This window comes from Streptomyces sp. NPDC002499 (assembly GCF_053595415.1).
Genome location: NZ_JBSFXO010000005.1, coordinates 290,420 through 311,437, shown reverse-complemented (window position 1 = coordinate 311,437; position 21,018 = coordinate 290,420). Strand labels below are relative to the sequence as shown.

Below are 21,018 nucleotides of genomic sequence, written 5' to 3'. Positions count from 1 at the left end.
ATGCTCGATCACGTCATCAAAGGTGCCACTGTCGTCGACGGCACGGGTGCGCCCGCCCGTACCGCCGACGTCGGCATACGAGACGGTCGGATCGCCGTCGTCGGCACTGTCACCGAGGAGTCCCGGACCTCCGAGGACGCCTCCGGGCTCGTCCTCGCACCCGGGTTCGTCGATCCCCATACCCACTACGACGCCCAGTTGTTCTGGGACCCGTATGCCACCCCCTCCCTCAATCACGGCGTGACCACGGTCGCCGCCGGGAACTGTGGATTCACGCTCGCCCCTCTCAATCCCTCCCGGCCCGCCGACGCCGACTACACGCGGCGGATGATGTCCAAGGTCGAGGGGATGTCGCTGGTGGCCTTGGAGGAGGGGGCGCCCTGGAGTTGGAGTTCCTTCGGGGAGTACCTCGATGCTCTCGAGGGGCGGATCGCCGTCAACGCCGGTTTCATGGTGGGGCATTGCGCGCTGCGCCGGCATGTGATGGGGCCGGATGCCGTCGGTGGGCAGCCCAGTGACGAGCAACTGGCCGAGATCGTACGGCTGTTGCACGAGGCCATGGAGGCCGGGGCCTGGGGATTCTCCACCACCCAGTCCTCCACGCACTCCGACGGGGACGGACAGCCCGTCGCCTCGCGGCACGCGAAGCCCGCCGAACTGATCGCTCTCTCCAAGGCCGTTGGAGAGCACGAGGGGACGCAGATCGAGGCGATCGTGGCCGGGTGTCTCGATCAGTTCAGCGATGCCGAGATCGAGCTGTTCGCGGAGATGAGCGCGGCGGCCGGGCGGCCCCTGAACTGGAACGTGCTGACCATCGACGCGTCCGTGCCCGAGCGGGTGCCCCGGCAGTTGTTCGCGAGCGAGCGGGCGCGGAAGGCCGGGGGGCGGGTGGTCGCCCTGACCATGCCGATCCTCACGCCGATGAACATGTCCCTGGGCACGTTCTGCGCGCTGAACCTGATACCCGGCTGGGGCCCGATCCTGGGCCTCCCCGTGCCGGAACGGATCGAGCGGCTGCGGGACGCGGACGTGCGGGCGGAGATGCTGCGGCGCGCCGAGTCCAAGGAGGCGGGCGTCTTCCGGCGGCTCGCGAACTTCGCGCGGTACGTCATCGGCGACACCTACAGCGAGGCGAACGAGGGGCTGACCGGGCGGGTCGTCGAGGACATCGCGGCGGAACGCGGGCAGGACCCCTTCCACACCCTGGTCGAGATCTGCGCCGCCGACGAGTTGCGTACGGTCCTGTGGCCCATGCCGACCGACAACGACCCGGCGTCCTGGACGCTGCGCGCCGAGACCTGGCAGCACGAGGACGTCATGCTCGGCGGCTCCGACGCGGGCGCGCATCTGGACCGGATGTGCGGAGCGCCGTACACCACGCGGTTCATCGGCGACTGCCTGCGCGGACGGAAGCTGGTGGGTCTGGAACAGGCGGTGAAGATGCTGACCGACGACCCGGCGCGGCTGTTCGGGCTGCGGGAGCGCGGGCGGGTGGCGGAGGGCTTCCATGCGGACCTGGTGCTCTTCGACCCGGAGCGGATCGACGCCGGCAAGGCCACCCTGGTGCACGACCTGCCGGGTGACAGCCCACGCCTGGACGCCAAGGCGATCGGGATACGGGCCGTGTGGGTCAACGGGGTCGAGGCGATCCGGGACGACGTGGTGAGCGGGTCGGTGCCGGGGAAGGTGCTGCGGTCGGGACGGGACACCAGGACGGTGAGCACCAGGTGAGCGAGGCGACTCGGCCGGGCCAAGTGACCGACGGGCAGCGGCTGTTCGTCGGCGGCACCTGGGTGGAGCCGGACGGCGGGCACTACGAGGTCGTCGACCCGGCGACCGAGGAGACCGTCGGCTGGGCGCCGGAGGCCTCGCGGGATCAGGTGCACGCGGCCTGCGCCGCGGCCCGCGAGGCCTTCGGGCCGTGGTCGCGGACCTCGCCCCAGGAACGGGCGGCGGTGCTGGGGCGGGCGGCGGACATCATCGCGAGCCGGTTCGTGCCGTACGCCGAGCTGGCCCGGGCCGAGACCGGTGCCACGACGGGCACGGCGCGCGCGATGCAGGTCGGGGTGGGCGTCGCCCGCTTCCGGCGGTACGCGCGCGTGGAGAGCGCCGAGTGGGCGATCGCGCCGCAGATCAACGAGGCCGGGCCGATGGGGAAGGCCGGCGTGATGGGCGCGCTCGCCGTACGCCAGCCGGTCGGGGTCGTCACGTGCATCACCTCGTACAACAACCCGTGGGCCAACCCGGCGGGCAAGGTCGCGCCGGCCCTCGCCATGGGCAACACGGTGGTCGTGAAGCCCGCTCCGCAGGACCCGCTGTCGGTCTACCGGATGGCGGAGGCGCTGGAGGCTGCCGGTGCGCCGCCGGGCGTGGTGAACGTCGTCTCCGGCGGCTCGGTCGGGGTCGGCGAGGCGGCCGTCTCCTCACCCGACGTCGACATGGTCAGCTTCACCGGCTCCACGGCGGTCGGGCAGCGGATCGCCGAGGCGTGCGGCCGGGACATGAAACGCCAGCTGATGGAGCTGGGCGGCAAGGGCGCGGCGGTCGTCCTGGACGACGCGGACATCGGCTCGGCGGTGGCCGGCATCGGCACGACCTTCTCCTTCTACAGCGGCCAGATCTGCACGGCACCGACACGCGTACTGGCCCAACGGGGCGTGTACGGCCGCCTGGTCGAGCAACTGGCCCTGTACGCAGGCCGATTGAAGGTAGGCGACCCCCAGGAACCCGACACGGTCGTCGGCCCGGTGATCTCGGCAGCCCACCGCGACCGCGTCGAGTCGTACGTCGAACTGGGCCGCAAGGAGGGCGCGGTGGTGATGGCGGGAGGCGAACGCCCGCCCCTGGACCGCGGCTTCTACGTCACCCCGACCCTCCTCGCCGAATGCACCAACGACATGCGGGTGGCCCGCGAGGAGATCTTCGGCCCCGTGGTCGTCGTCATCCCCTTCGACGACGAGGAGGAAGGCATCGCCCTCGCCAACGACACCGACTACGGCCTCATCGACTACGTCTGGTCCGCCGACGTCGCCAAGGCCTTCCGGGTAGCCCGCCGCCTCCGCGCCGGCGGCGTCGGCATCAACACCGTCGGCCGCAACATGGAGGCCCCCTTCGGCGGCTTCAAGAGAAGCGGGGTGGGCCGGGACGTCGGCTCCTACGCACTGCACGCGTACAGCGAGGTACAGGCGATCGTCTGGCCGGGGTGAGAGAAGGGGCTGGAGAAGAGGGGAGAGAAAGAGGCGAGAGAAGAGGTGTTCACCCCTCCAGATCCACCCGTACGGTCAACAACCCCGCCCCGATGGCCCGTACCGACCTGCTGTTCATCCGCGGCAGTGTGCGCAGGCGGGCCGTCGTGTCGTCCTCCGGCATGAGGTGGGCCGTGCCGGTGTGCCACCGCCCCCGGATCCGCACCCGCACCCTCGGGTCGGCCTTGATGTTGCGGATGTAGTGGGAGCGTTCGCCGAACTCGGAGACCAGCCAGAAGGTGTCGCCGATGCGGCGGCCGCCCACGGGTGTCGGGCGGGGCAGGCCGGAGGTGCGGCCCGTGGTCTCCAGGACCGTCTGGAGGGGCAGGCGGCGCATGACCGGGTTGAGGAGGCGTTGGAAGGAGCGCGCCTTCCGGTACTTGTTCTCGGCGTTGCTGGACATGGCCGCTGAGACTCCTGTCTCGTGTCGTCTCTTTTGTCGTCCGATTCCCGGCGGGCGCCGGTGACAGCGGCTTCAATGGTCCCAGCGTCCGCTGCGGGCAGGTGAAGGGGTGTCGGCGATGCGTGTGATGACCTGGAACCTGTGGTGGCGGTTCGGCCCCTGGGCGGAGCGGCAGAAGGCGATCCTGGCCGTGCTGCGGGAGACCGACGCGGATGTCGTCGGGTTGCAGGAGGTGTGGGCCGCCGACGGCGAGAACCTCGCCGGGTGGCTGGCCGGCGAACTCGGTCTGCACTGGACCTGGGCCCCCTCACCCGCCTCCGACCGCTGGCAGCGCCGGATCGGCCGGCCGGGCGTCGAGGTCGGCAACGCGGTACTGAGCCGCTGGCCCGTCGTCGAACAGGACGTGCTCCGCCTGCCGGCCCCCGAGGAGTCCGACGACGGCCGACTCGCCCTCTACGCGCGCGTGGACGCCCCCGGCCACCAGGTGCCCTTCTTCACCGTCCACCTCACCTCCCAGCTCCACCTCTCCGCCCTGCGCGGCCGCCAGGTCACCGCCCTCGCCGAGTTCGTCGCCGCCCACCGCTCCGGCACCGACTTCCCGCCGGTCGTCACCGGAGACTTCAACGCCGCGCCGGACTCGGACGAGATCCGCCGCTTCACCGGGACGAGGACAGCGCCCGTCGTACCGAGGCAGGTGTTCTTCGACGCCTGGGAGTACGCCGACCCGTCGACACCGTCGACCACCTGGGACCACGCGAACCCGTACGTCCACCCGGGCCTCGGCCCCAGCACCCGTATCGACCACATCCTGGTGGGCGGCCCGGCAGGCCCCGGCGGAATCGGCACCGTGCGGGACGTACGGCGGACCGGACACGGCCCGGTCGACGGCGTCTGGCCCTCCGACCACGCGGCGGTCGTGGCGGATCTCGACTCCCTGTCCGCGGGATGACTCAGCAGGTCGATCAGGGCGTCAAAGGCGACGGAGCTGATGGTGAGGACTGTCTACGCGTCGTCATCCGGACACCTTCACAGGTTCTGGGCGATGGAATGGATCAGATTCCGGGACTTCTCGCGGCTGAGAGCGGTGGCCGTGATGACGTCGAGGAGACGCCGGTACTTTTCCAGATGATCTTCAGCGTCCAGGAGAACTGGACCGTGGAACTGGTCCAGCTGCACGGTGTCAAGCAGAGGTACGGTGCCGCACAGGTAGGTGACGGACTGGCCCGACCCGGGAAGTGCCCCCGCCTCGAAGGGGAGCACACGAAGGGTGATGTGATCCCGTTCGCTCATGTCGAGCAGATGCCGGAGCTGATCGCGCGCCACCCGCCGACCACCGACCCGCATGTGCAGGGCGGCCTCGTGGACAACGGTGCTGTACGGATTCGGGTCGTCGCGGAACACGAAGTCCTGGCGCTTGATCCGGTACGAGACGCGGTGCTCCACCTCCGGCGGCGTGGGAGCCGGGACGGCGTGGCCGAGTATCTCCCGGGCGTGCTCGGCGGTCTGGAGCATGCCGGGGATATTCGCGATGAAGACGGTACGGACAGCGGTGGCATGGTGTTCCAGCTCGGCGAGGGTGAGCAGCCCTGAGGGAAGCACCTGGCGGTACGCCTCCCACCATCGGCCGTGGGCCTTCTCGGCTGCCATATCGGCGAGGGCGTCGACGTACGGCTGGTTCGTGCACGAGTAGATGCCGGCCATCGCCCGCACGCGGTTCGGACTCACGCCGAATCTGGCGGACTCGACGTTGCTGAGTTGACCCGAACTCGTGCCGAGCAATTGCGCGGCCTCCGTCGAGGTCAACCCCGACCGTTCACGGAGTTTGCGCAGCTCCGTCGCGAGCCGGACGCGTCGGGCCGTCGGTGCGGGCCTCGGCGTCATGAGACCTCCTCCTATCGGGCGTACGGCGAGCTTGTCACCCGCACGAGGGAGAAAGCGCAAAGAATCGTCGGAGTTTCGCAAAGCAGCTTTGCATACTCCCTATCGTCATTACCGGGCGCCTCGCCAGGAGACGCACCGTGGGACGTCACGGTGGTGTGCGAGCTGGGCGTGTCCAAAGGCGGCAAGCTGCTGTGGGCCGAGTGCGGAGGCAGGGTGGCGGCGTGGTGAGCAGCGCCATACTGGGAAGCGGAGCGATGCCCGTTCGTCAGGAGCAGATCATGAGCGCACAGGCCGAGCACGGTTGGGGAGCGATGCCGCTGCCGGAGATCCGGACCGTGGACGACCTGCGCAGTGCGCTCAGCCGCTATGGGTTCCCGGGCGACCGGGAGCGGTTCGAGGAGGAGCTGTCGGCCGCCATAGGGGCTTCTCCGACCGACGACTTCGCGGCGGCCGCAGCCGTGGTCAGGGCCTACCGGCATCGGGTTCTGATCAGGAACTCGCCCGAGACCATGGCGGCTCTGGAAGACGCCCGGCGGGAGGCGGCGGCCCGTGAATGAAGTCCCGCTGGAGGAGGCCGAGCCCGCCAGGAAGGCGTTCGGTGACCTGACAGAGGGGGAGCGGGACGTCGTCCGGGAGGCACTCGCGGTCATCGCACGCGATCCGACTGCGGGCCGTGAGATTCCCGGCTGGCGGGCTCCATCCGTGGAGTACACGTACACCACGCCCCTCGCCCATGACTCGGCCGAGGCGATCACGGTCGTGTACACGCACACTCAGGGTCTGGGTGTGACGGTCGTCTACTACTTCCGTGATCCACAGGTGGTGGACTGAGCCGTCCTTCCTGGGGCCGATGGTCACTCTTCCCGGCTGGACAGCAGTAGTGCCCTCGTCCAGGTCGCCAGCTGGCGCACGATCGAGACCGCATGAGCGGTCCGATGGCGGAGGAAGGGCAGGACGAGCAGAGCGGGCACGAATGCCAGGGTGACGACGAGCACGGGTACGAGCGCGAACAGGACGATGAGTACGCGCTGTGCCCGGTGGGCGGCGGCAAGCATGGCAGGGGATTCCTCCGGTTCGGGAGACGGCTGGTTGCTGCCGGAACCCTCAAGCCGTTCAGCTATGTTGCGAAAGGCGCACCACGGTGCCAACGCCGGGGCAATCCATCGCGGGGGACAGCATGTCCGAGACGACTCGTTCACCAGGGAGTTCGTCAGAGGTCGAACGCGGCGAGGTGCCGGAACTTGCCACGCTCGGCACCATGGTGCGAAGCCTCTTCATCACGCTGGACATCAGCCAGAGGCAGTACGCGCATCGGGTGCATCTCGATCCCTCCGCGGTGTCGAGGTATCTGAGCGGGCGACGTGTCCCTCCACGCCACTTCGTCGAGCGATTGATCGCAGAGGTCGAGTCGGAACGGGGAGGGTCCGTCACTCCTGAAGTCAGGGAGAAGTTCGAGAACACCTGGCTCGCGGCACTGAAGGCGTGCAACCCGGGCGAATACCAACTGGAGAACCTGCGCACCGACCTGGCACGGTCCAGACGGGACACCGAGCGGGCCAACCGCACGGTCGAGGCGCTGCAGCTTCTCTTGGAACAGAAGGAATCACAGGTCCGCGAAGCCGGCCGGGAGCTGGCCGGCTTGCAGGCGGACTGGGCTGCTGATCGCGCGGAAGTGGCTCGTACAGAGATCGAGTCGCAACCGGAGCGGGAGTCCCCCGCGGCGTCGCGGGATGCCCTGCTGCGGGAGATCGAGCACCTGAGAAGCGACCTGTGCGAAGCCGTGAGGCTGCGGGGCGAGGCCGAGAAGCACAGTCGCGAACTGCGCGACCTGGTCCTGCGGTTGGAGGCACAGCTGGCCGAACGCGGGGCGATGGATGAGGCGCCGATGGACGTCTTCAAGGCGCAGCTGGAGCAGATGTGGGAGGACGAGAACTTTCCGGAGGCCACCCGTGAGCTCACGGAAGCGGCTTGGGCGCGGCCGGTGGACGACGTGGTCGATCTGTTGCGGTGGTTGATGGAACGGGACGCGGATGGGCGGGCTGTTCCTTTCATGGCAGACGTCGGCCGTCTGCGGCCTGTCGATGATGTGCTGAGAGTTGTCAAAGAGTGGGTGTCCGAGAACGAGCTGTCCCGGTCGGGCGACGACGCGCTGGCTGTAGCGATTGCTTCGCGGATCACTCTGCGAGAAGTTGCGGCTTTCTGCCAAGGACTGGCAGAACTCGGTCCCTTCGGCAAGATACTCAGCGACGAGGTACTGACGGAAGCGGTGTTCGGCGCTTCCACGGCGGCGTATGCCGTCGATCTGGTCATTCATGTACTGGAGGGTCAGGAGACGCTCGATCTCTTCAGAGCGACGGCCCAGGAAATGGCAGGCCTCTATCTTCGCTACTCGCTCCCCTATCTGGTGGCTCTGGGGTTGTTCGAGGCCGGTCGATTTGATGCGGCGGATGTTCTGCTTGGTGCCGCCGCTTCCCTTTCAAGGACGGCGCGGGACTCCGCTGACGAGGCGGGGAGTCTCTACGTGGGCCTGGAAGAGCTGGACGGACGTAGTCTCCGAACGTTGTTCGCCTTCATGGCGGCCCAGTCTTCCCAGGAAACGGCCGCTCGCTTTGCGCAAGCGGTATATCGAGAGGCGGCAAGGTCGAGCGACCCTGGCCCGCTCGAGCAACTGGCCGTTCTCGGGCCGAAGGTGCGGAAGTGGGTCGACGATCACCCTGGCAGCTTGAGTACCGAGCTGATCGACTATCTAGATCACCTTGAGGCTTGACGCGCCTATCCCCAGACGAGCCACAGAGGGCATGGCGATCGGAGAGTTTCTACCGACCCAGGAACACCGGGTTCGTGAACGCCGCCATCACCCCGGGCAGCGGCCCGACCGCCGTCTCGTGCCGTAGTTCGGCCCGTACGTAGGTCGCGTACCCGGCGGTCGTGCGCCACTCCACCGTGCCGGAGCCGGAGACCGGCAGCGGGTCACTGGTGAACAGCACGCCCTGGTCGGTCACGAAGCGGACCGTGCAGCGCGGGGCGCCCTCGGCCGTCAGGCGCACGGTGACCGGGGTGTCGGGGTCGGTCTCCAGCCGCTCGCCGATGCCAGCGACCTGCCTGTCTGCGGACGCGGTGAAGTCCAGGGACACGGACCGCGACTCGGCGACGTACGACCTCCCCGCCCGCAGCCCCTCCAGGATCGCCTCCCGGGTCAGCTCCTCGGCGTGGACGACCGTCTGCGGCAGCCCGACCACGTCCGGATCGCGGTGCGCGTCACTGTTGCCCATGGCCGGCAGCCAGCCCCGCCCCTCCTCGCGGTCGCGCACGGACGCGACGAGCCCGCCGTCCCACTCCGCCAGCGCCGCCTCGTCGTCCGGCGTCCAGGGCCCGTTCCACACCTCGACGGCGTCCGCCTCCCCGAACCCGAACTTCCAGCCGCAGCCGATGCAGGAGGCGTGCGGATGGGCCGGCACGACGAGCCCGCCGGCGTCGCGGATCCGCCGCGCGAACCCCTCCCAGCGGCCGTCCCGCGCCCGGTACCGCCAGTCGACCCAGGTGCCGGGCTCGATCCCGAGGGCGAGCACGTGCCCGTTCCTGGTCGTCACCTCCTCGCCGAGCAGGATCAACAGGTCGTCGCCCGCCTCGGTGGCCCAATGGGCGTGCGAGGAAGGCGTGTTGTGGTCGGTCGAGGTGATGAAGTCCAGCCCGGCCGCCCGCGCCCGCGCCGCGATCTCGGCCGGGGTCCGGCGCCCGTCGGAGTACCAGGAGTGGAGGTGACAGTCGCCCCGGTACCAGCCGGGACCCCGGCCGACGACCCGACCGGGCGGATACGCCGGCTCCGGCGCCGCGTCCCCGGGCTCCCCGTACGTGAACGTGACCACGACCTCGTACGACAGTCCCTGCGGAGCGACCGTGTACGGCCCCAGCGCGACATGCCACGTACCGGCCCGCACGGGCCCCGGCAGATAACCGGGCGTCGCGGCGTCCGCCCGTACGAAGAACTCGCTCCGGGCCCCGCCCGACCACCCCCGGAAGCCCGCCCCGCCCAGCTCGGTGCCGCGCTCGTCGAAGAGGCCGATGTCGAGGGCGTTGCCGAGGGTGCCGGGCGGTACGGACGGCCGGTCGTAGGAGTACGAGACCCACAACTCCCGGACGCCGTCGGGGACTTCGAAGGGAACGTAGACATAGTCCGGCGCCCCTGGGGGAAGGGTGCCGCTGAAGGTCCTCGTTTCCTGTTCCGGGTCGAGGGTCACGCGTCCACCGTAGATCCCGGAGTGGTCTTCGTCACCGGCATGGATGAGGCCGACCGGTCGGTATGGACATCTGAGGGCGCGGCCGGTACAGATGGGGAATGCGCATCGCCGTAACGATCTTCCTCACCGACGAGACGATCGCCCCGACCCGGCTCGCTCGTGAGCTGGAGCAGCGCGGGTTCGCGGGCCTGTACCTGCCCGAGCACACGCACATCCCGGTCGAGCGGACGACCCCGTACCCGATGGGCGGCGAGCTGCCGCCCGAGTACGGCCGCACCCTCGACCCCTTCGTCGCCCTCGCCCAGGCCGCCGCGGTGACCGAACGGCTCGACCTCGGCACCGGCATCACCCTGGTCGCCCAGCACGACCCGATCGACCTCGCCAAGCAGATCGCCACCCTCGACCACCTCTCCGGCGGCCGCTTCACCCTCGGCCTCGGCTTCGGCTGGAACGTCGAGGAGGCCGCGGACCACGGCGTGACCTGGCGGACGCGGCGGGAACTGAGCCGGGACCGGATGGGCCTCATGCGCGCCCTCTGGTCGGCCGAACCCACCGCCTACGACGGGGAGTTCGGCGGCGTACGGGCCAGCTACGCGTTCCCCAAGCCGGCCCAGAAGCCACGCGGCCCGGTCATCGGCCCCCGCACCCTCGTCGGCGGAGCGGCCGGCCCGAAGCTCTTCGCCCACATCACGGAGTACGCCGACGGCTGGATGCCGATCGGGGGGCGGGGCCTGACGGAGACCTTGCCGGTACTGCGGGGCGTCTGGGCGGACGCGGGCCGCGACCCGGCGGCCCTCCAGGTCGTCCCGTACGCGATCTACCCGACGGCGGGCAAGCTCGCTCACTACGAGGGACTGGGCATCGAGGAGGTAGTGGTCCAGCTGCCACCGGCGGGGGAGGCGGAGGTCCTTGGGGTGCTGGACGAATATGCGGCGTACCTCTGAGTGGGCGTCCGGGTCACCCACCCAGGGGCGCGGGACTGTATCGATGTGCGGCTCCGCCGCGTGGGCGCGACCAGCCACGACAAACCCGCACCCGGCACCGCACCGCACCACCCAGGACCCTCTCCGAACCCATGGATCCCGAACGTATGCTCACTAAATGACGATTTCCGCGACCTCCGGAACGGGCCCGACCGACAACTCCATGCGTCGCGCCCTCAAACGCGCCCGTGACGGCGTCGCCCTCGACGTGACGGAAGCGGCCGTGCTCCTCCAGGCTCGCGGCGAGTCCCTGACCGACCTCACCGCATCCGCAGCCCGCGTACGCGATGCAGGTCTCACCGCCGCCAACCGCCCCGGCGTCATCACGTACTCGAAGAGCGTCTTCATCCCCCTCACCCGCCTCTGCCGCGACAAATGCCACTACTGCACCTTCGTCACCGTCCCCGGCAAACTCCGCCGAGCCGGCCACGGCATGTTCATGTCCCCGGACGAGGTACTGGACATCGCGCGCAAGGGCGCGGCCCTCGGCTGCAAGGAAGCCCTGATCACCCTCGGCGACAAGCCCGAGGACCGCTGGCCCGAGGCGCGCGAGTGGCTCGACGCGCACGGTTACGACGACACGATCGCCTACGTCCGCGCCATCTCCATCCGCATCCTGGAGGAGACGGGCCTGCTGCCCCACCTCAACCCGGGCGTCATGAGCTGGACCGACTTCCAGCGGCTCAAGCCGGTCGCACCGAGCATGGGCATGATGCTGGAGACGACGGCGACCCGGCTCTGGTCCGAGCCCGGCGGCCCCCACTACGGCTCCCCGGACAAGGAACCCGCCGTACGTCTGCGGGTGTTGGAGGACGCGGGCCGCTCGTCGGTCCCCTTCACCTCCGGCCTTCTGATCGGCATCGGCGAGACGTACGAGGAGCGCGCGGAGTCCCTCTTCGCGCTGCGGAAGGTGGCGCGGGCCTACCACTCGATCCAGGAACTGATCATCCAGAACTTCCGCGCCAAGCCGGACACCGCGATGCGCGGCATGCCGGACGCGGAACTCGACGAACTGATCGCCACGGTGGCCGTCGCCCGGCACATCATGGGCCCCGGCGCCAACATCCAGGCCCCGCCGAACCTGGTCGACAGCGAGTACGAGCGGCTGCTCGGCGCCGGTATCGACGACTGGGGCGGGGTCTCCCCGCTGACCATCGACCACGTCAACCCGGAACGCCCCTGGCCGCAGATCGAGGAGCTCACGGCACGCTCCGCGGCGGCCGGTTTCGAGTTGAGGGAACGTCTCTGCGTATACCCGGAGTTCGTGCAGCGCGGCGAGCCCTGGCTGGACCCGCGCCTGCGCCCGCACGTGGCCGCGCTGGCCGACCCGGAGACCGGCCTCGCCCGCCCGGACGCGGTGGTGGAGGGCCACGCCTGGCAGGAGCCGGAGGAGGCCTTCGTCTCGACCGGCCGTACGGATCTGCACTCCACGATCGACACCGAGGGCCGTACGTCCGACCGCCGTGACGACTTCGACGAGGTGTACGGCGACTGGGGCGCCCTGCGCGAGGCGGCCGCCCCCGGCATGGTCCCGGAGCGCATCGACACGGACGTACGGCAGGCGCTGGCGACGGCAGCGGACGACCCGACGAAGCTGACCGACGCGGAGGCGCTGGCGCTGTTGCACGCGGACGGTCCGGCGCTGGACGCGCTGACGCGGATCGCGGACGACGTACGGAAGTCGGTGGTCGGCGACGACGTGACCTACATCGTCACGCGGAACATCAACTTCACCAACGTCTGCTACACGGGCTGCCGTTTCTGCGCCTTCGCCCAACGCCGTACGGACGCGGACGCGTACACGCTGTCGTTGGACCAGGTGGCCGACCGCGCCCAACAGGCGTGGGAGGTCGGGGCAGTTGAGGTCTGCATGCAGGGCGGGATCCATCCCGACCTGCCCGGGACGGCGTACTTCGACATCGCGAAGGCGGTCAAGGAGCGCGTCCCCGGGATGCACGTCCACGCCTTCTCGCCGATGGAGGTCGTCAACGGCGCGACGCGGACCGGCCTTTCGATCCGCGAGTGGCTGAGCGCGGCGAAGGAGGCGGGCCTGGACACCATCCCCGGCACCGCCGCCGAGATCCTCGACGACGAGGTCCGCTGGATCCTCACCAAGGGCAAGCTGCCGACGGCGACCTGGATCGAAGTCGTCACGACCGCCCACGAGTTGGGCATCCGGTCGAGCTCGACGATGATGTACGGCCACGTGGACCAGCCGCGCCACTGGCTGGGCCACCTCCGCACCCTCGCGGGCATCCAGCAACGGACGGGCGGCTTCACGGAGTTCGTGACGCTCCCCTTCATCCACACCAACGCGCCGGTGTACCTGGCGGGGATCGCGCGGCCGGGCCCGACGATGCGCGACAACCGGGCGGTGACGGCGATGGCTCGTCTCCTCCTGCACCCGTACATCCCCAACATCCAGACGAGCTGGGTGAAGCTGGGCACGGAGGGCGCGGCGGAGATGCTCCGCTCCGGCGCGAACGACCTCGGCGGCACGCTGATGGAGGAGACGATCTCCCGCATGGCCGGTTCCTCCTACGGCTCGTACAAGTCGGTGAAGGACCTGATCGCGGTGGCGGAGGCGGCGGGCCGTCCGGCGCGGGCGCGTACGACGTTGTACGGGGAGGTGTCCCAGGAGCGGCAGCGGGCGGCGGCGGCCTCGGACGGGCACCTGCCGGAGCTGCTGCCGGTCCTGGACTGAGAGGAGAGGCCGGAGGCTTCGGGCCGGGCGGCCGCAGGCTTCGGGCCGGGCGGCCGGAGGCTGTCGGCTGGGCGGGCGTCGAGATCCGGGCCGGTACGATGATCCGACGCCCGTTCTCCGTTTGACGGGGATCCTTAGTCGAGGAGATGCGAGCCGTGCCAGCCCCGAAGGTCTGGGTTACCGGTCTGACGGTGGGAGCGATCGCCGCTGTCGTCGTCCTGGCCGTGCAGGCCGACAAGGGAACGAAGCCGGAGGCGGCCACCGCCCGGCCGAGCGCGTCCGCGACGGCGCATCCCAAGCCCACGAAGACGGCGCCGCCGGCGGCCGTGCCGGACGGCTCCGGTACCGGGCGCCGGATCGTCTACTCCCTGGGCCAGAAACGCGTCTGGCTGGTCGGCGCGACCGACACCGCGAGCCGCACCTTCGCCGTCTGGCCGGGGACGGTCACTCCGGACGCCGGCACCTACACGGTCGGTCAGCGCACGGAGGGCCCCCTCACCGGCTCCGACGGCGTGCGGGTCGAGCACGTCCTCTACTTCACCGTGAAGTCCGGCGTCAACGTCGCCTTCTCCAACGCGGTCGACGGCTCCTCCCCACCGCCCGCCTCCGGCGTCCAGACCGGCGGCATCCGCATGGGCACGGCGGACGGCGCGGCGGTGTGGACGTTCGGCTCGGCGGGCACGAAGGTCGCGGTCGTCGACTAGGGGTCGTCGACCGGCGGGCTTCAACCGGCGCTCGTCAACCGGCGTCGGGCGCGGCGTCGGGCAGGTGGATCACCAGCAGCACCAGCCCGCTCAGCACGAACACCCGGGCCGCCGCCTCCAGCCCGTTCCAGTCCTCGGACTGCCACATCGCGAACCACTCACCGCCGATCCCGATGAACCCGGCCCCGAACAACACCATCAACATCAGCAGCCCGTACGTGGAGACCTGCCGGGCCCGCCCGTACTCCCGCCGCCCCCAGAACCAGGTCCCGCCGATCAGCACGACCGCGGCCACGACCTCCCAGGCGATGATCACGACATACGCGGCGTCCTGCAGCCCATGACTGGTGACCGCCCGCCACATCAGGTCGTCGTCCTTGAACGTCGTGTCCATCGCCAGCACATGCCGAACGAACTGCTGATTGCTGTCGAAGTCGGTGATGTTCCCGAACGCGACCAGGGCGATGTAGAGCGCGACGGTCGCCGTGAGAAGGGTCGCGGCGAGGGGAAGGGCACGCGGGGCGCGTGAGGTGGGGGTGGTGGTCATGGGGGATGTCCTTCCCCACATGACGGGGTGGGCCGCGTCGGCTTTGAGCCAGAGTCCTCAGCGCCGCGCGGTGAGAACCGGCTGGTAGTAGCCGCTGGAGTCCGGACCGTGCCAGGTGATGTCGCCGAAGCCGGCTTCGGTCACGAACTCGGTCAGCTGCGGGGGCGTCAGCGCCCAGTAGGTGCTCCGGCGGACGCGGACCTCCCAGGTGTTCCCCGCGGGGACGAGCTGGAAGTGCTCCAGGTCGTAGCGCTCGCGGTCGTCATGCCAGTGCCACAGCTGGAAGGTGATCACCTGGCCGTCGCGTGTTTCGGAGACCTGGGGAGGTGTCGCCGTGGGCCTGGTCCGGCGTGCCTCGTCATAGTCCCGGACAGTGATCATCAACAGTCCGTCGTCTCGCAGTACCCGCCTCATGCCGAGGAGCGCCGCCCGGAGATCCTGCCCCGAGAGCAGATGCGGGAGCGCGTTGTCCGCGCAGAGGACGGCGTCGAACGACGCCTCCTTGAACGGCAGTTGGCGCATGTCGGCCGCAGCCGCCGGGAGCCGGCAGCCCCGGGCCGCAGCTTCGGCGGCGGCGCGCGCGGCGGCGACCGGGCTGAGATCACTGCCGACGACCCGGTGCCCGGCCAGGGCCAGCCCGATGGCCTGGGTACCGATCCCGCACGAGCAGTCCAGAACTGTGTGCGGCCCCGCACCGAGGGATGGACGGAGCAACTCGCCCAACACCTCGGCCTGGTGGGCCATGCTCGCGTCCCAGTCCCGGAACATCAGGTGGTAGTCGCGGGCCAGATCGTCGTAGAAGTCCCGCACGGAGGGCTCAGGCATGCATCCCAGCGTAGGCACGGCCCGTGGGCGACAATGACCCCACCCGGCCCCAGAGGCACCCGCCCGACAAGGGAGCGTAAGCGTGGCGCAGGCTCGGCCGTCGATGCAGGAGTTGATCCGGCGGCGCCGGCGGGCCGGATTTGTCGGGCGGGGGGCCGAACGGGCCGTCTTTCGGGGGAACTTCGACATCCCGCCCGAGGACGAGCGGCATCGGTTTCTGTTTCATGTGCACGGCAATGCGGGGGTCGGGAAGACCTTTCTCGTGCGGGAGTTGGAGCAGATCGCCCGGGAGAAGGGGGCGCTCACCGCGTACGTCGACGAAGGTGTCGGCGGTCTGCCCGAGGCCATGGGGGTCATCGCGCGCCAATTCGCCTCCCAGGGGCGGCGGTTGAAGGAAGTCGAACGGCTGCTTGCCGCGCAGCGGGCGCGGCGGCACGAGGCCGAGGCCGGCCTCGCGCTCGAGGGGGAGGCGGGTGGGCCCTCCGTCGGGAGCGTGGTGGCGGCGCGGGCCGGGTTGGTCGGGCTGGGGATGGTGCCGGGGGTGGGGGCCCTCGCGGGGGTTCTCGACGCCGGTCAACTCGCCCAGGGGGCCGAGCGGTTGAGGGCCGGTCTCAGTGCGCGCTTCCGCAGTCAGGAGGACGTGCAGCTGGTGTTGGCGCCCGAAAGAGTGCTCACGCCGGTGTTGCTCGGTGAGCTCGACGAGGCGGCCTCGGCCGTTCCTTGGGTCGTCCTGTTCTTCGATACGTTTGAAAGGACCGGGGCTTTCCTCGACGAGTGGCTGCACGAACTGATGGACAGTGATCAGTACGGGACCCTGGCCCCCAACGTCGTCGTCGTGACCTCCGGCCAACGCCCTTTCGACACCGCCCGCTGGGGCGCCTTCGCCGACTTCATGACGGACCTGCCGCTGGGGCCGTTCACCGACGCGGAGGCCCGAGGGCTGCTGGCGGGCAAGGGAGTCGTGGACGAGCCCGTGGTCGAAGAGGTGCTGCGGCTCACCGGCGGGCTCCCGGTACTGGTGTCGACGCTGGCCGAACAGCACCCCGCCGACCCGGACGACGTGGGCGATCCCAGCGCCACGGCGGTCGAGCGCTTCCTGAAGTGGGAGCAGGACCCGGTGCGCCGCGCGGTGGCACTCGCGTGCGCGCTGCCCCGCAGCCTGGACATGGACGTGTTCCGGGCCGCCGCCGAATGCCCGGCCGAGGAGGCGGACGCGCTGTTCGCGTGGCTGCGCGGCCTGCCGTTCGTGGACGACCGGGGTGGCGATCGCGTCCGCTACCACGACCTCGTGCGCGAGCCGATGCTCCGGCTGCAACGCCGCCGCTCCCCCCGCGGTTGGGCCGAGCGGCAGAACCGGCTCGCCGAGGTCTTCGCCCGGTGGCGGGCGGAGGCCGAACTGGGCCGCGAGCCCGAGGAGTTCAGGGCCGACGAGGAGTGGCGCGCACTGCGCCTCGCCGAGTCGTACCACTCCCTGTGCGCCCGGCCCCGGACCGCGCGGACCACGCTCCCCGCCGACCTCGTCGCCGCCTGCTCGGACGGGGACGACGTGGTGGGGCGGTGGGTGCGGCTGGTCGCGGAGGCCGGGGAGGACACGGACGCCGAGACCGTACGGACGTACGGGCGGGCCCTGACGGACGCGTTCGCGGACGGTGGGGTGACGGGGCTGCTGCGGCTGTTGCTGAGCCGCGCGCGAGGGGACGAGCCCTGGCGGGCCGAGGCCTGGGCGCACCACGGCGACGCCCTGGCCCGGGCCGGTGACTTCGAGCGGGCGCTGGAGAGTTGGGACCGTGCGCTCGCCCTCGAGCCGGACCTCGTACGGGCTCTGCGGGCGAAGGCCGTGACCCTGGGCGGGATGCGTGACTACCGGGCGGCGCTCGACTTGCTCGACCGGGTGGTGGCGCTGGAGCCGGCCAACGCCTACCACCACATCCTGCGCGGCGAGCACCACCGTATGGCGGGCCATCCGGACGAGGCGGTCCGCGACCTGGACGAGGGGCTGCGGCTCGACCCGGGCAGCGACTTCGGCTGGGCATCCCGGGGCACCGCCCACTTCGCCCGGGGCGAACTCGACCTGGCCCTCGCCGACTTGAACCGCGCGCTGGACCTCAAGCCCGTCTACGCCTGGGCGCTCGTCCGGCGGGCCCGGGTGTGGCGCGACCTCGGCGACCCCGGGCACCGGCTGGCCGACCTCGACCGCGCCGTCCAACTGCAACCCGACTGGGCGTGGAGCTACTGCGAACGCGGTGACGCCCTGCGCACCACCGGCCGCGACGAGGAGGCCCTCGCCGACTTCGACCGGGCCGTCGCCCTCGACCCCGACTACGCTTCGGCGTACGCCAGCCGCGGCGCGAGCCTGGCGAACCTGGGCCGCGACGAGGAGGCCCTGACCGACCTGGACCGCTCCCTGGAGCTCAACCCCTCCTCCACCTGGGCCCAGGAACAGCGGGCGGCCGTACGGCGACGGCTGGACGCGATATGACCGGATATGGCTGATGTTCGACCGTTCATGGCCGACCATCGAACATTCCGTGCATCCTCCCGCCCCCTCAACCCACCGTCCCCGTTCGATTACAGTGCTGTGCTGTCGTGCGTAGAGGCGGTGCCGTCGGGGAGGTCTTGGTGGGTGCGACAGCCGGGGCCGTCTGGGGCCGTGCCGAGCAGCAGGACTTCCGCAGCCGGGTGCGCGGGACGCTCCTCGGGGTGTCCGTCGGGGACGCGCTGGGCGCGCCCGTCGACGAACTGGACCTGGAGGAGATCAAGGAGGCGTACGGCGCGGAAGGCGTCGGCGACCTCGCCTTCGCCTACGGGCGGCGCGGTGCCGTCACCCACCTCACGCAGCTCACGCTGTTCTCCGTGGACGGGCTGATACGCGCCCAGGTACGCCGTGACACCGGCGCCTGGCATCCGCCGACCGATCTGCACCGGGCGTATCTGCGCTGGGCCTCCACCCAGCGGGACTGGGGGCCGGACGAGCGCCGTAAGGACGACGGCTGGCTGGCGCGCGAGGAGTGGCTGTACGCCCGGCGCGAGCCGACCCGCGCGCTGCTCATCGGGTTCGGCGACGACACCATGGGCACGCTGGAGTCCCCCAAGAGCCCGGCCGAGCTCGGCCCGGAGGCGACGGCCCGCTCGGCGCCCTTCGGGCTGCTCGTCGGCTGGGAGCCGCAGCTGGTAGTCCAGCTCGCCGTGGAGTGCGCCGCGCAGACCCACGGGCATCCCACGGCGTACCTGTCGGCGGGGGCGTACGCCGTCATCGTGCACGGGCTCGCGCGCGGTGAGAGCCTCGACGCGGCCGTGCAGCGGGCGCTGGGGCTGCTGGCGGCCCGACCGGGGCACGAGCACGTCTCCGACGCCCTGCAGCACGCCCTGGGCGCCGTCCGGCAGGGCATGCCCACGCCGGCGCGGGTGGAGGAGCTGGCGGCGGACGGCTCGGCGGACGGGGTGCTGGCGGCCGCCGTGTACTGCGCCCTGGTCGGCGAGGACGTCCGGCACGGCCTGTGCCTCGCGGTCAACCACGACGGCCCCTCGGGCGCGACCGGCGCCCTCACCGGCGGCCTCCTTGGCGCCCTGCACGGCGAAACGGCCCTCCCGCCGGCCTGGCTGGCCGAGCTGGAGGGCCGTCCCACACTGCTGGAACTGGCGGACGACTTCGCGATGGAGATGACCCAGGGTCCGGCGCTGCACGGTCCCGGGGGATCGTCCCCGGGGTGGCTGGTGCGCTACCCGCGGGCCTGAGCGGTCGGTCCCTGGCCGGTGACGTCGGTCAGTCCTTGGTCGGTGACGTGGCGACCGTGTCCTCGACCGGGCCGGCCGGGGCCGGTACGGCGACCGCGGTGCTGTCGTCGTCCGTGTTGATCGTCTCGATGACCGCGAGGCGCTCCGGGGTGTCCTCCGGCTTCAGGTAGCCGACCAGGATGTAGAGGACCAGCGACACGGCCAGCGGGATCGACACCTGGTACTGGAGCGGGACGCCGCCGTCGACGTTCCAGTTGATCGGGTAGTTGACCAGCCAGAAGGCGAGCAGACCCATGGACCAGCTGGTGAGCGCCGCCGTCGGGCCGGAGCGGCGGAACTGGCGGAGCAGACCCAGCATCATCGGGATCGCGATCGGGCCCATGAGACCGGCGACCCACTTGATCACGACGGTGATGATGTCCTTGAACGCGGGGGAGTTGACCTGGGTGGCCACCGCCATGGACAGACCGAGGAAGAGCACGGTGGTGATGCGCGCCGCGATCAGCCCGGCCCGCTCGGTCCAGGCCCGCGCCTGCTTCGACACCACCGGCGCCACGTCACGGGTGAAGACGGCCGCGATCGCGTTGGCGTCGGAGGAGCACATGGCCATGGTGTGCGAGAAGAAACCGACGATCACGAGGCCCAACAGACCGTGGGGGAGGAGCTGTTCGGTCATCAGGGCGTACGAGTCGGAGCCGTCCGGCTTCTTCGCGGTCACCAGCAGCGGCGACATCCACATCGGGAAGAACAGGACCACCGGCCAGATCAGCCACAGCGCCGCCGACAGCCGCGCCGAGCGCTCGGCCTCGCGCGGGCTGCCCGTGGCCATGTAGCGCTGGGCCTGGTTGAGCATGCCGCCGTTGTACTCGAAGAGCTTGATGAAGAGGAAGGCGAGCAGGAAGACCGTGCCGTACGGGCCGACCAGGGGCTTGCCGTGGCCGTGCAGGGCCGGCTCGTCCCAGGCGCCGAGGAAGCCGATGCCCTTGTCGTTCAGCTTCAGCACGACGGCGACGAACATCGCGACGCCGGCCAGCAACTGGATGATGAACTGGCCCAGTTCGGTCAGCGCGTCGGCCCACAGGCCGCCGATCGTGCAGTAGACCGCCGTGATCGCGCCGGTGATGAGGATGCCCTGGTTGAGGGAGATCCCGGTGAACACGGACAACAGGGTCGCGATCGCCGCCCACTTGGCGCCGACGTCGACGATCTTCAGCAGCATGCCGGACCACGCGAGGGCCTGCTGCGTCTTCAAGTCGTAGCGGTTCTTGAGGTATTCGAGCGGGGAGGCCACGTGCAGCCGTGAGCGCAGCCGGTTGATGCGCGGCGCGAACAGCTTGGAGCCGATGGCGATGCCCAGCGCGATCGGGAAGGACCAGGTGATGAACGACGTGACGCCGTAGGTATAGGCGATGCCCGCGTAGCCCGTGAACATCACCGCGCTGTAGCCCGACATGTGGTGCGAGATGCCGGACAGCCACCAGGGCATCTTGCCGCCGGCGGTGAAGAAGTCGCTGACGTTGTCCACTCGCTTGTGCGACCAGACGCCGATGGCGATCATCACGCCGAAATAGGCGATGAGCACAGCCCAGTCGAGACTGTTCATGGGTCCCCTTCCATGTTCCCGCTGCCGGGGTCGGGCATGTGAACTCTGGGCGGGGTGGCGTGCCCACGGCAAGCAAGTGGAAGGTCAAGAGACTGTAAAATCGTTCCGATTGCTGTCCTGGGTTTATGTATCTGAACAGTCGATCGACTG

18 protein-coding genes are annotated in these 21,018 nt (G+C 70.3%); 11 read left to right on the top strand and 7 right to left on the bottom strand.

The genetic code is table 11. The features are described 5' to 3' along the window. Together ACWD5F_RS15515 and ACWD5F_RS15510 are read left to right on the top strand one after the other, a co-directional pair. Complete coding sequence (locus ACWD5F_RS15515; RefSeq protein WP_451254579.1) at positions 1 to 1,731, top strand: N-acyl-D-amino-acid deacylase family protein; 1,731 nt, start codon at positions 1 to 3, stop codon at positions 1,729 to 1,731. Between the two features lie 23 nt (positions 1,732 to 1,754). Next, positions 1,755 to 3,206: an aldehyde dehydrogenase family protein gene (locus tag ACWD5F_RS15510; RefSeq protein WP_451255101.1), complete on the top strand. Its 1,452-nt coding sequence runs from the start codon at positions 1,755 to 1,757 to the stop codon at positions 3,204 to 3,206. Between the two features lie 49 nt (positions 3,207 to 3,255). On the opposite strand, the gene ACWD5F_RS15505 is transcribed toward ACWD5F_RS15510, so the two are convergent. After that, the gene (locus ACWD5F_RS15505) at positions 3,256 to 3,648 is read right to left on the bottom strand and encodes a nitroreductase/quinone reductase family protein (protein WP_451254577.1); all 393 of its coding nucleotides are present in this window, start codon (positions 3,646 to 3,648) and stop codon (positions 3,256 to 3,258) included. A 118-nt stretch (positions 3,649 to 3,766) separates the two neighbouring features. On the opposite strand from ACWD5F_RS15505, the gene ACWD5F_RS15500 reads away from it, so the two are divergent. Beyond that, a complete protein-coding gene (locus ACWD5F_RS15500) occupies positions 3,767 to 4,597 on the top strand; it encodes an endonuclease/exonuclease/phosphatase family protein (protein WP_451254576.1) in 831 nt (276 codons plus the stop codon). Positions 4,598 to 4,674: 77 nt separating this feature from the next. On the opposite strand, the gene ACWD5F_RS15495 is transcribed toward ACWD5F_RS15500, so the two are convergent. Next, a complete protein-coding gene (locus tag ACWD5F_RS15495) occupies positions 4,675 to 5,529 on the bottom strand; it encodes a helix-turn-helix domain-containing protein (RefSeq protein WP_451254575.1) in 855 nt (284 codons plus the stop codon). 278 nt (positions 5,530 to 5,807) lie between these two features. Here ACWD5F_RS15495 and ACWD5F_RS15490 point away from each other — a divergent pair, with 278 nt between their 5' ends. Then, complete coding sequence (locus ACWD5F_RS15490) at positions 5,808 to 6,086, top strand: hypothetical protein (protein WP_451254573.1); 279 nt, start codon at positions 5,808 to 5,810, stop codon at positions 6,084 to 6,086. Next, positions 6,079 to 6,360 (top strand): hypothetical protein, encoded by a 282-nt coding sequence (locus ACWD5F_RS15485; RefSeq protein WP_451254571.1) that lies wholly within the window; start codon positions 6,079 to 6,081, stop codon positions 6,358 to 6,360. The genes ACWD5F_RS15490 and ACWD5F_RS15485 overlap by 8 nt, the downstream gene beginning before the upstream one ends. 23 nt (positions 6,361 to 6,383) lie before the next feature. Here the strand turns inward: ACWD5F_RS15485 and ACWD5F_RS15480 are convergent, their stop codons facing one another. Further along, entirely contained in the window at positions 6,384 to 6,584 is a 201-nt protein-coding gene (locus ACWD5F_RS15480; RefSeq protein ID WP_451254569.1) for a dTMP kinase, read from the bottom strand. A gap of 122 nt (positions 6,585 to 6,706) precedes the next feature. Here ACWD5F_RS15480 and ACWD5F_RS15475 point away from each other — a divergent pair, with 122 nt between their 5' ends. Continuing rightward, complete coding sequence (locus tag ACWD5F_RS15475) at positions 6,707 to 8,296, top strand: helix-turn-helix domain-containing protein (RefSeq protein ID WP_451254567.1); 1,590 nt, start codon at positions 6,707 to 6,709, stop codon at positions 8,294 to 8,296. A gap of 49 nt (positions 8,297 to 8,345) precedes the next feature. On the opposite strand, the gene ACWD5F_RS15470 is transcribed toward ACWD5F_RS15475, so the two are convergent. Next, positions 8,346 to 9,767 carry a CehA/McbA family metallohydrolase gene (locus tag ACWD5F_RS15470; protein WP_451254565.1) on the bottom strand — a complete coding sequence of 474 codons (1,422 nt, stop codon included), beginning with the start codon at positions 9,765 to 9,767 and terminating at the stop codon, positions 8,346 to 8,348. Positions 9,768 to 9,865: 98 nt separating this feature from the next. Here ACWD5F_RS15470 and ACWD5F_RS15465 point away from each other — a divergent pair, with 98 nt between their 5' ends. From ACWD5F_RS15465 to ACWD5F_RS15455, 3 genes are all read left to right on the top strand, one after another. Next, positions 9,866 to 10,711, top strand: coding sequence for an LLM class F420-dependent oxidoreductase (locus tag ACWD5F_RS15465; RefSeq protein ID WP_451254563.1), 846 nt, complete (start codon positions 9,866 to 9,868; stop codon positions 10,709 to 10,711). A gap of 157 nt (positions 10,712 to 10,868) precedes the next feature. Next, positions 10,869 to 13,454 carry a bifunctional FO biosynthesis protein CofGH gene (locus ACWD5F_RS15460; protein ID WP_451254561.1) on the top strand — a complete coding sequence of 862 codons (2,586 nt, stop codon included), beginning with the start codon at positions 10,869 to 10,871 and terminating at the stop codon, positions 13,452 to 13,454. Between the two features lie 146 nt (positions 13,455 to 13,600). Then, on the top strand, positions 13,601 to 14,158 hold the full coding sequence (locus ACWD5F_RS15455) for a hypothetical protein (RefSeq protein ID WP_451254559.1): 558 nt from the start codon (positions 13,601 to 13,603) through the stop codon (positions 14,156 to 14,158). Positions 14,159 to 14,192: 34 nt separating this feature from the next. On the opposite strand, the gene ACWD5F_RS15450 is transcribed toward ACWD5F_RS15455, so the two are convergent. Then, positions 14,193 to 14,705, bottom strand: coding sequence for a DUF2165 domain-containing protein (locus ACWD5F_RS15450; protein WP_451254557.1), 513 nt, complete (start codon positions 14,703 to 14,705; stop codon positions 14,193 to 14,195). Positions 14,706 to 14,762: 57 nt separating this feature from the next. Further along, complete coding sequence (locus ACWD5F_RS15445; protein ID WP_451254555.1) at positions 14,763 to 15,530, bottom strand: class I SAM-dependent methyltransferase; 768 nt, start codon at positions 15,528 to 15,530, stop codon at positions 14,763 to 14,765. Positions 15,531 to 15,612: 82 nt separating this feature from the next. Between ACWD5F_RS15445 and ACWD5F_RS15440 the strand changes: the two genes are divergently transcribed. Both ACWD5F_RS15440 and ACWD5F_RS15435 read left to right on the top strand, forming a co-directional pair. Then, positions 15,613 to 18,009: a tetratricopeptide repeat protein gene (locus tag ACWD5F_RS15440; protein WP_451254553.1), complete on the top strand. Its 2,397-nt coding sequence runs from the start codon at positions 15,613 to 15,615 to the stop codon at positions 18,007 to 18,009. A 140-nt stretch (positions 18,010 to 18,149) separates the two neighbouring features. Further along, positions 18,150 to 19,265 carry an ADP-ribosylglycohydrolase family protein gene (locus tag ACWD5F_RS15435; RefSeq protein ID WP_451254551.1) on the top strand — a complete coding sequence of 372 codons (1,116 nt, stop codon included), beginning with the start codon at positions 18,150 to 18,152 and terminating at the stop codon, positions 19,263 to 19,265. Positions 19,266 to 19,293: 28 nt separating this feature from the next. Here the strand turns inward: ACWD5F_RS15435 and ACWD5F_RS15430 are convergent, their stop codons facing one another. Next, the gene (locus tag ACWD5F_RS15430) at positions 19,294 to 20,868 is read right to left on the bottom strand and encodes a sodium:solute symporter family protein (RefSeq protein WP_451254549.1); all 1,575 of its coding nucleotides are present in this window, start codon (positions 20,866 to 20,868) and stop codon (positions 19,294 to 19,296) included. Positions 20,869 to 21,018 lie beyond the last annotated feature (150 nt).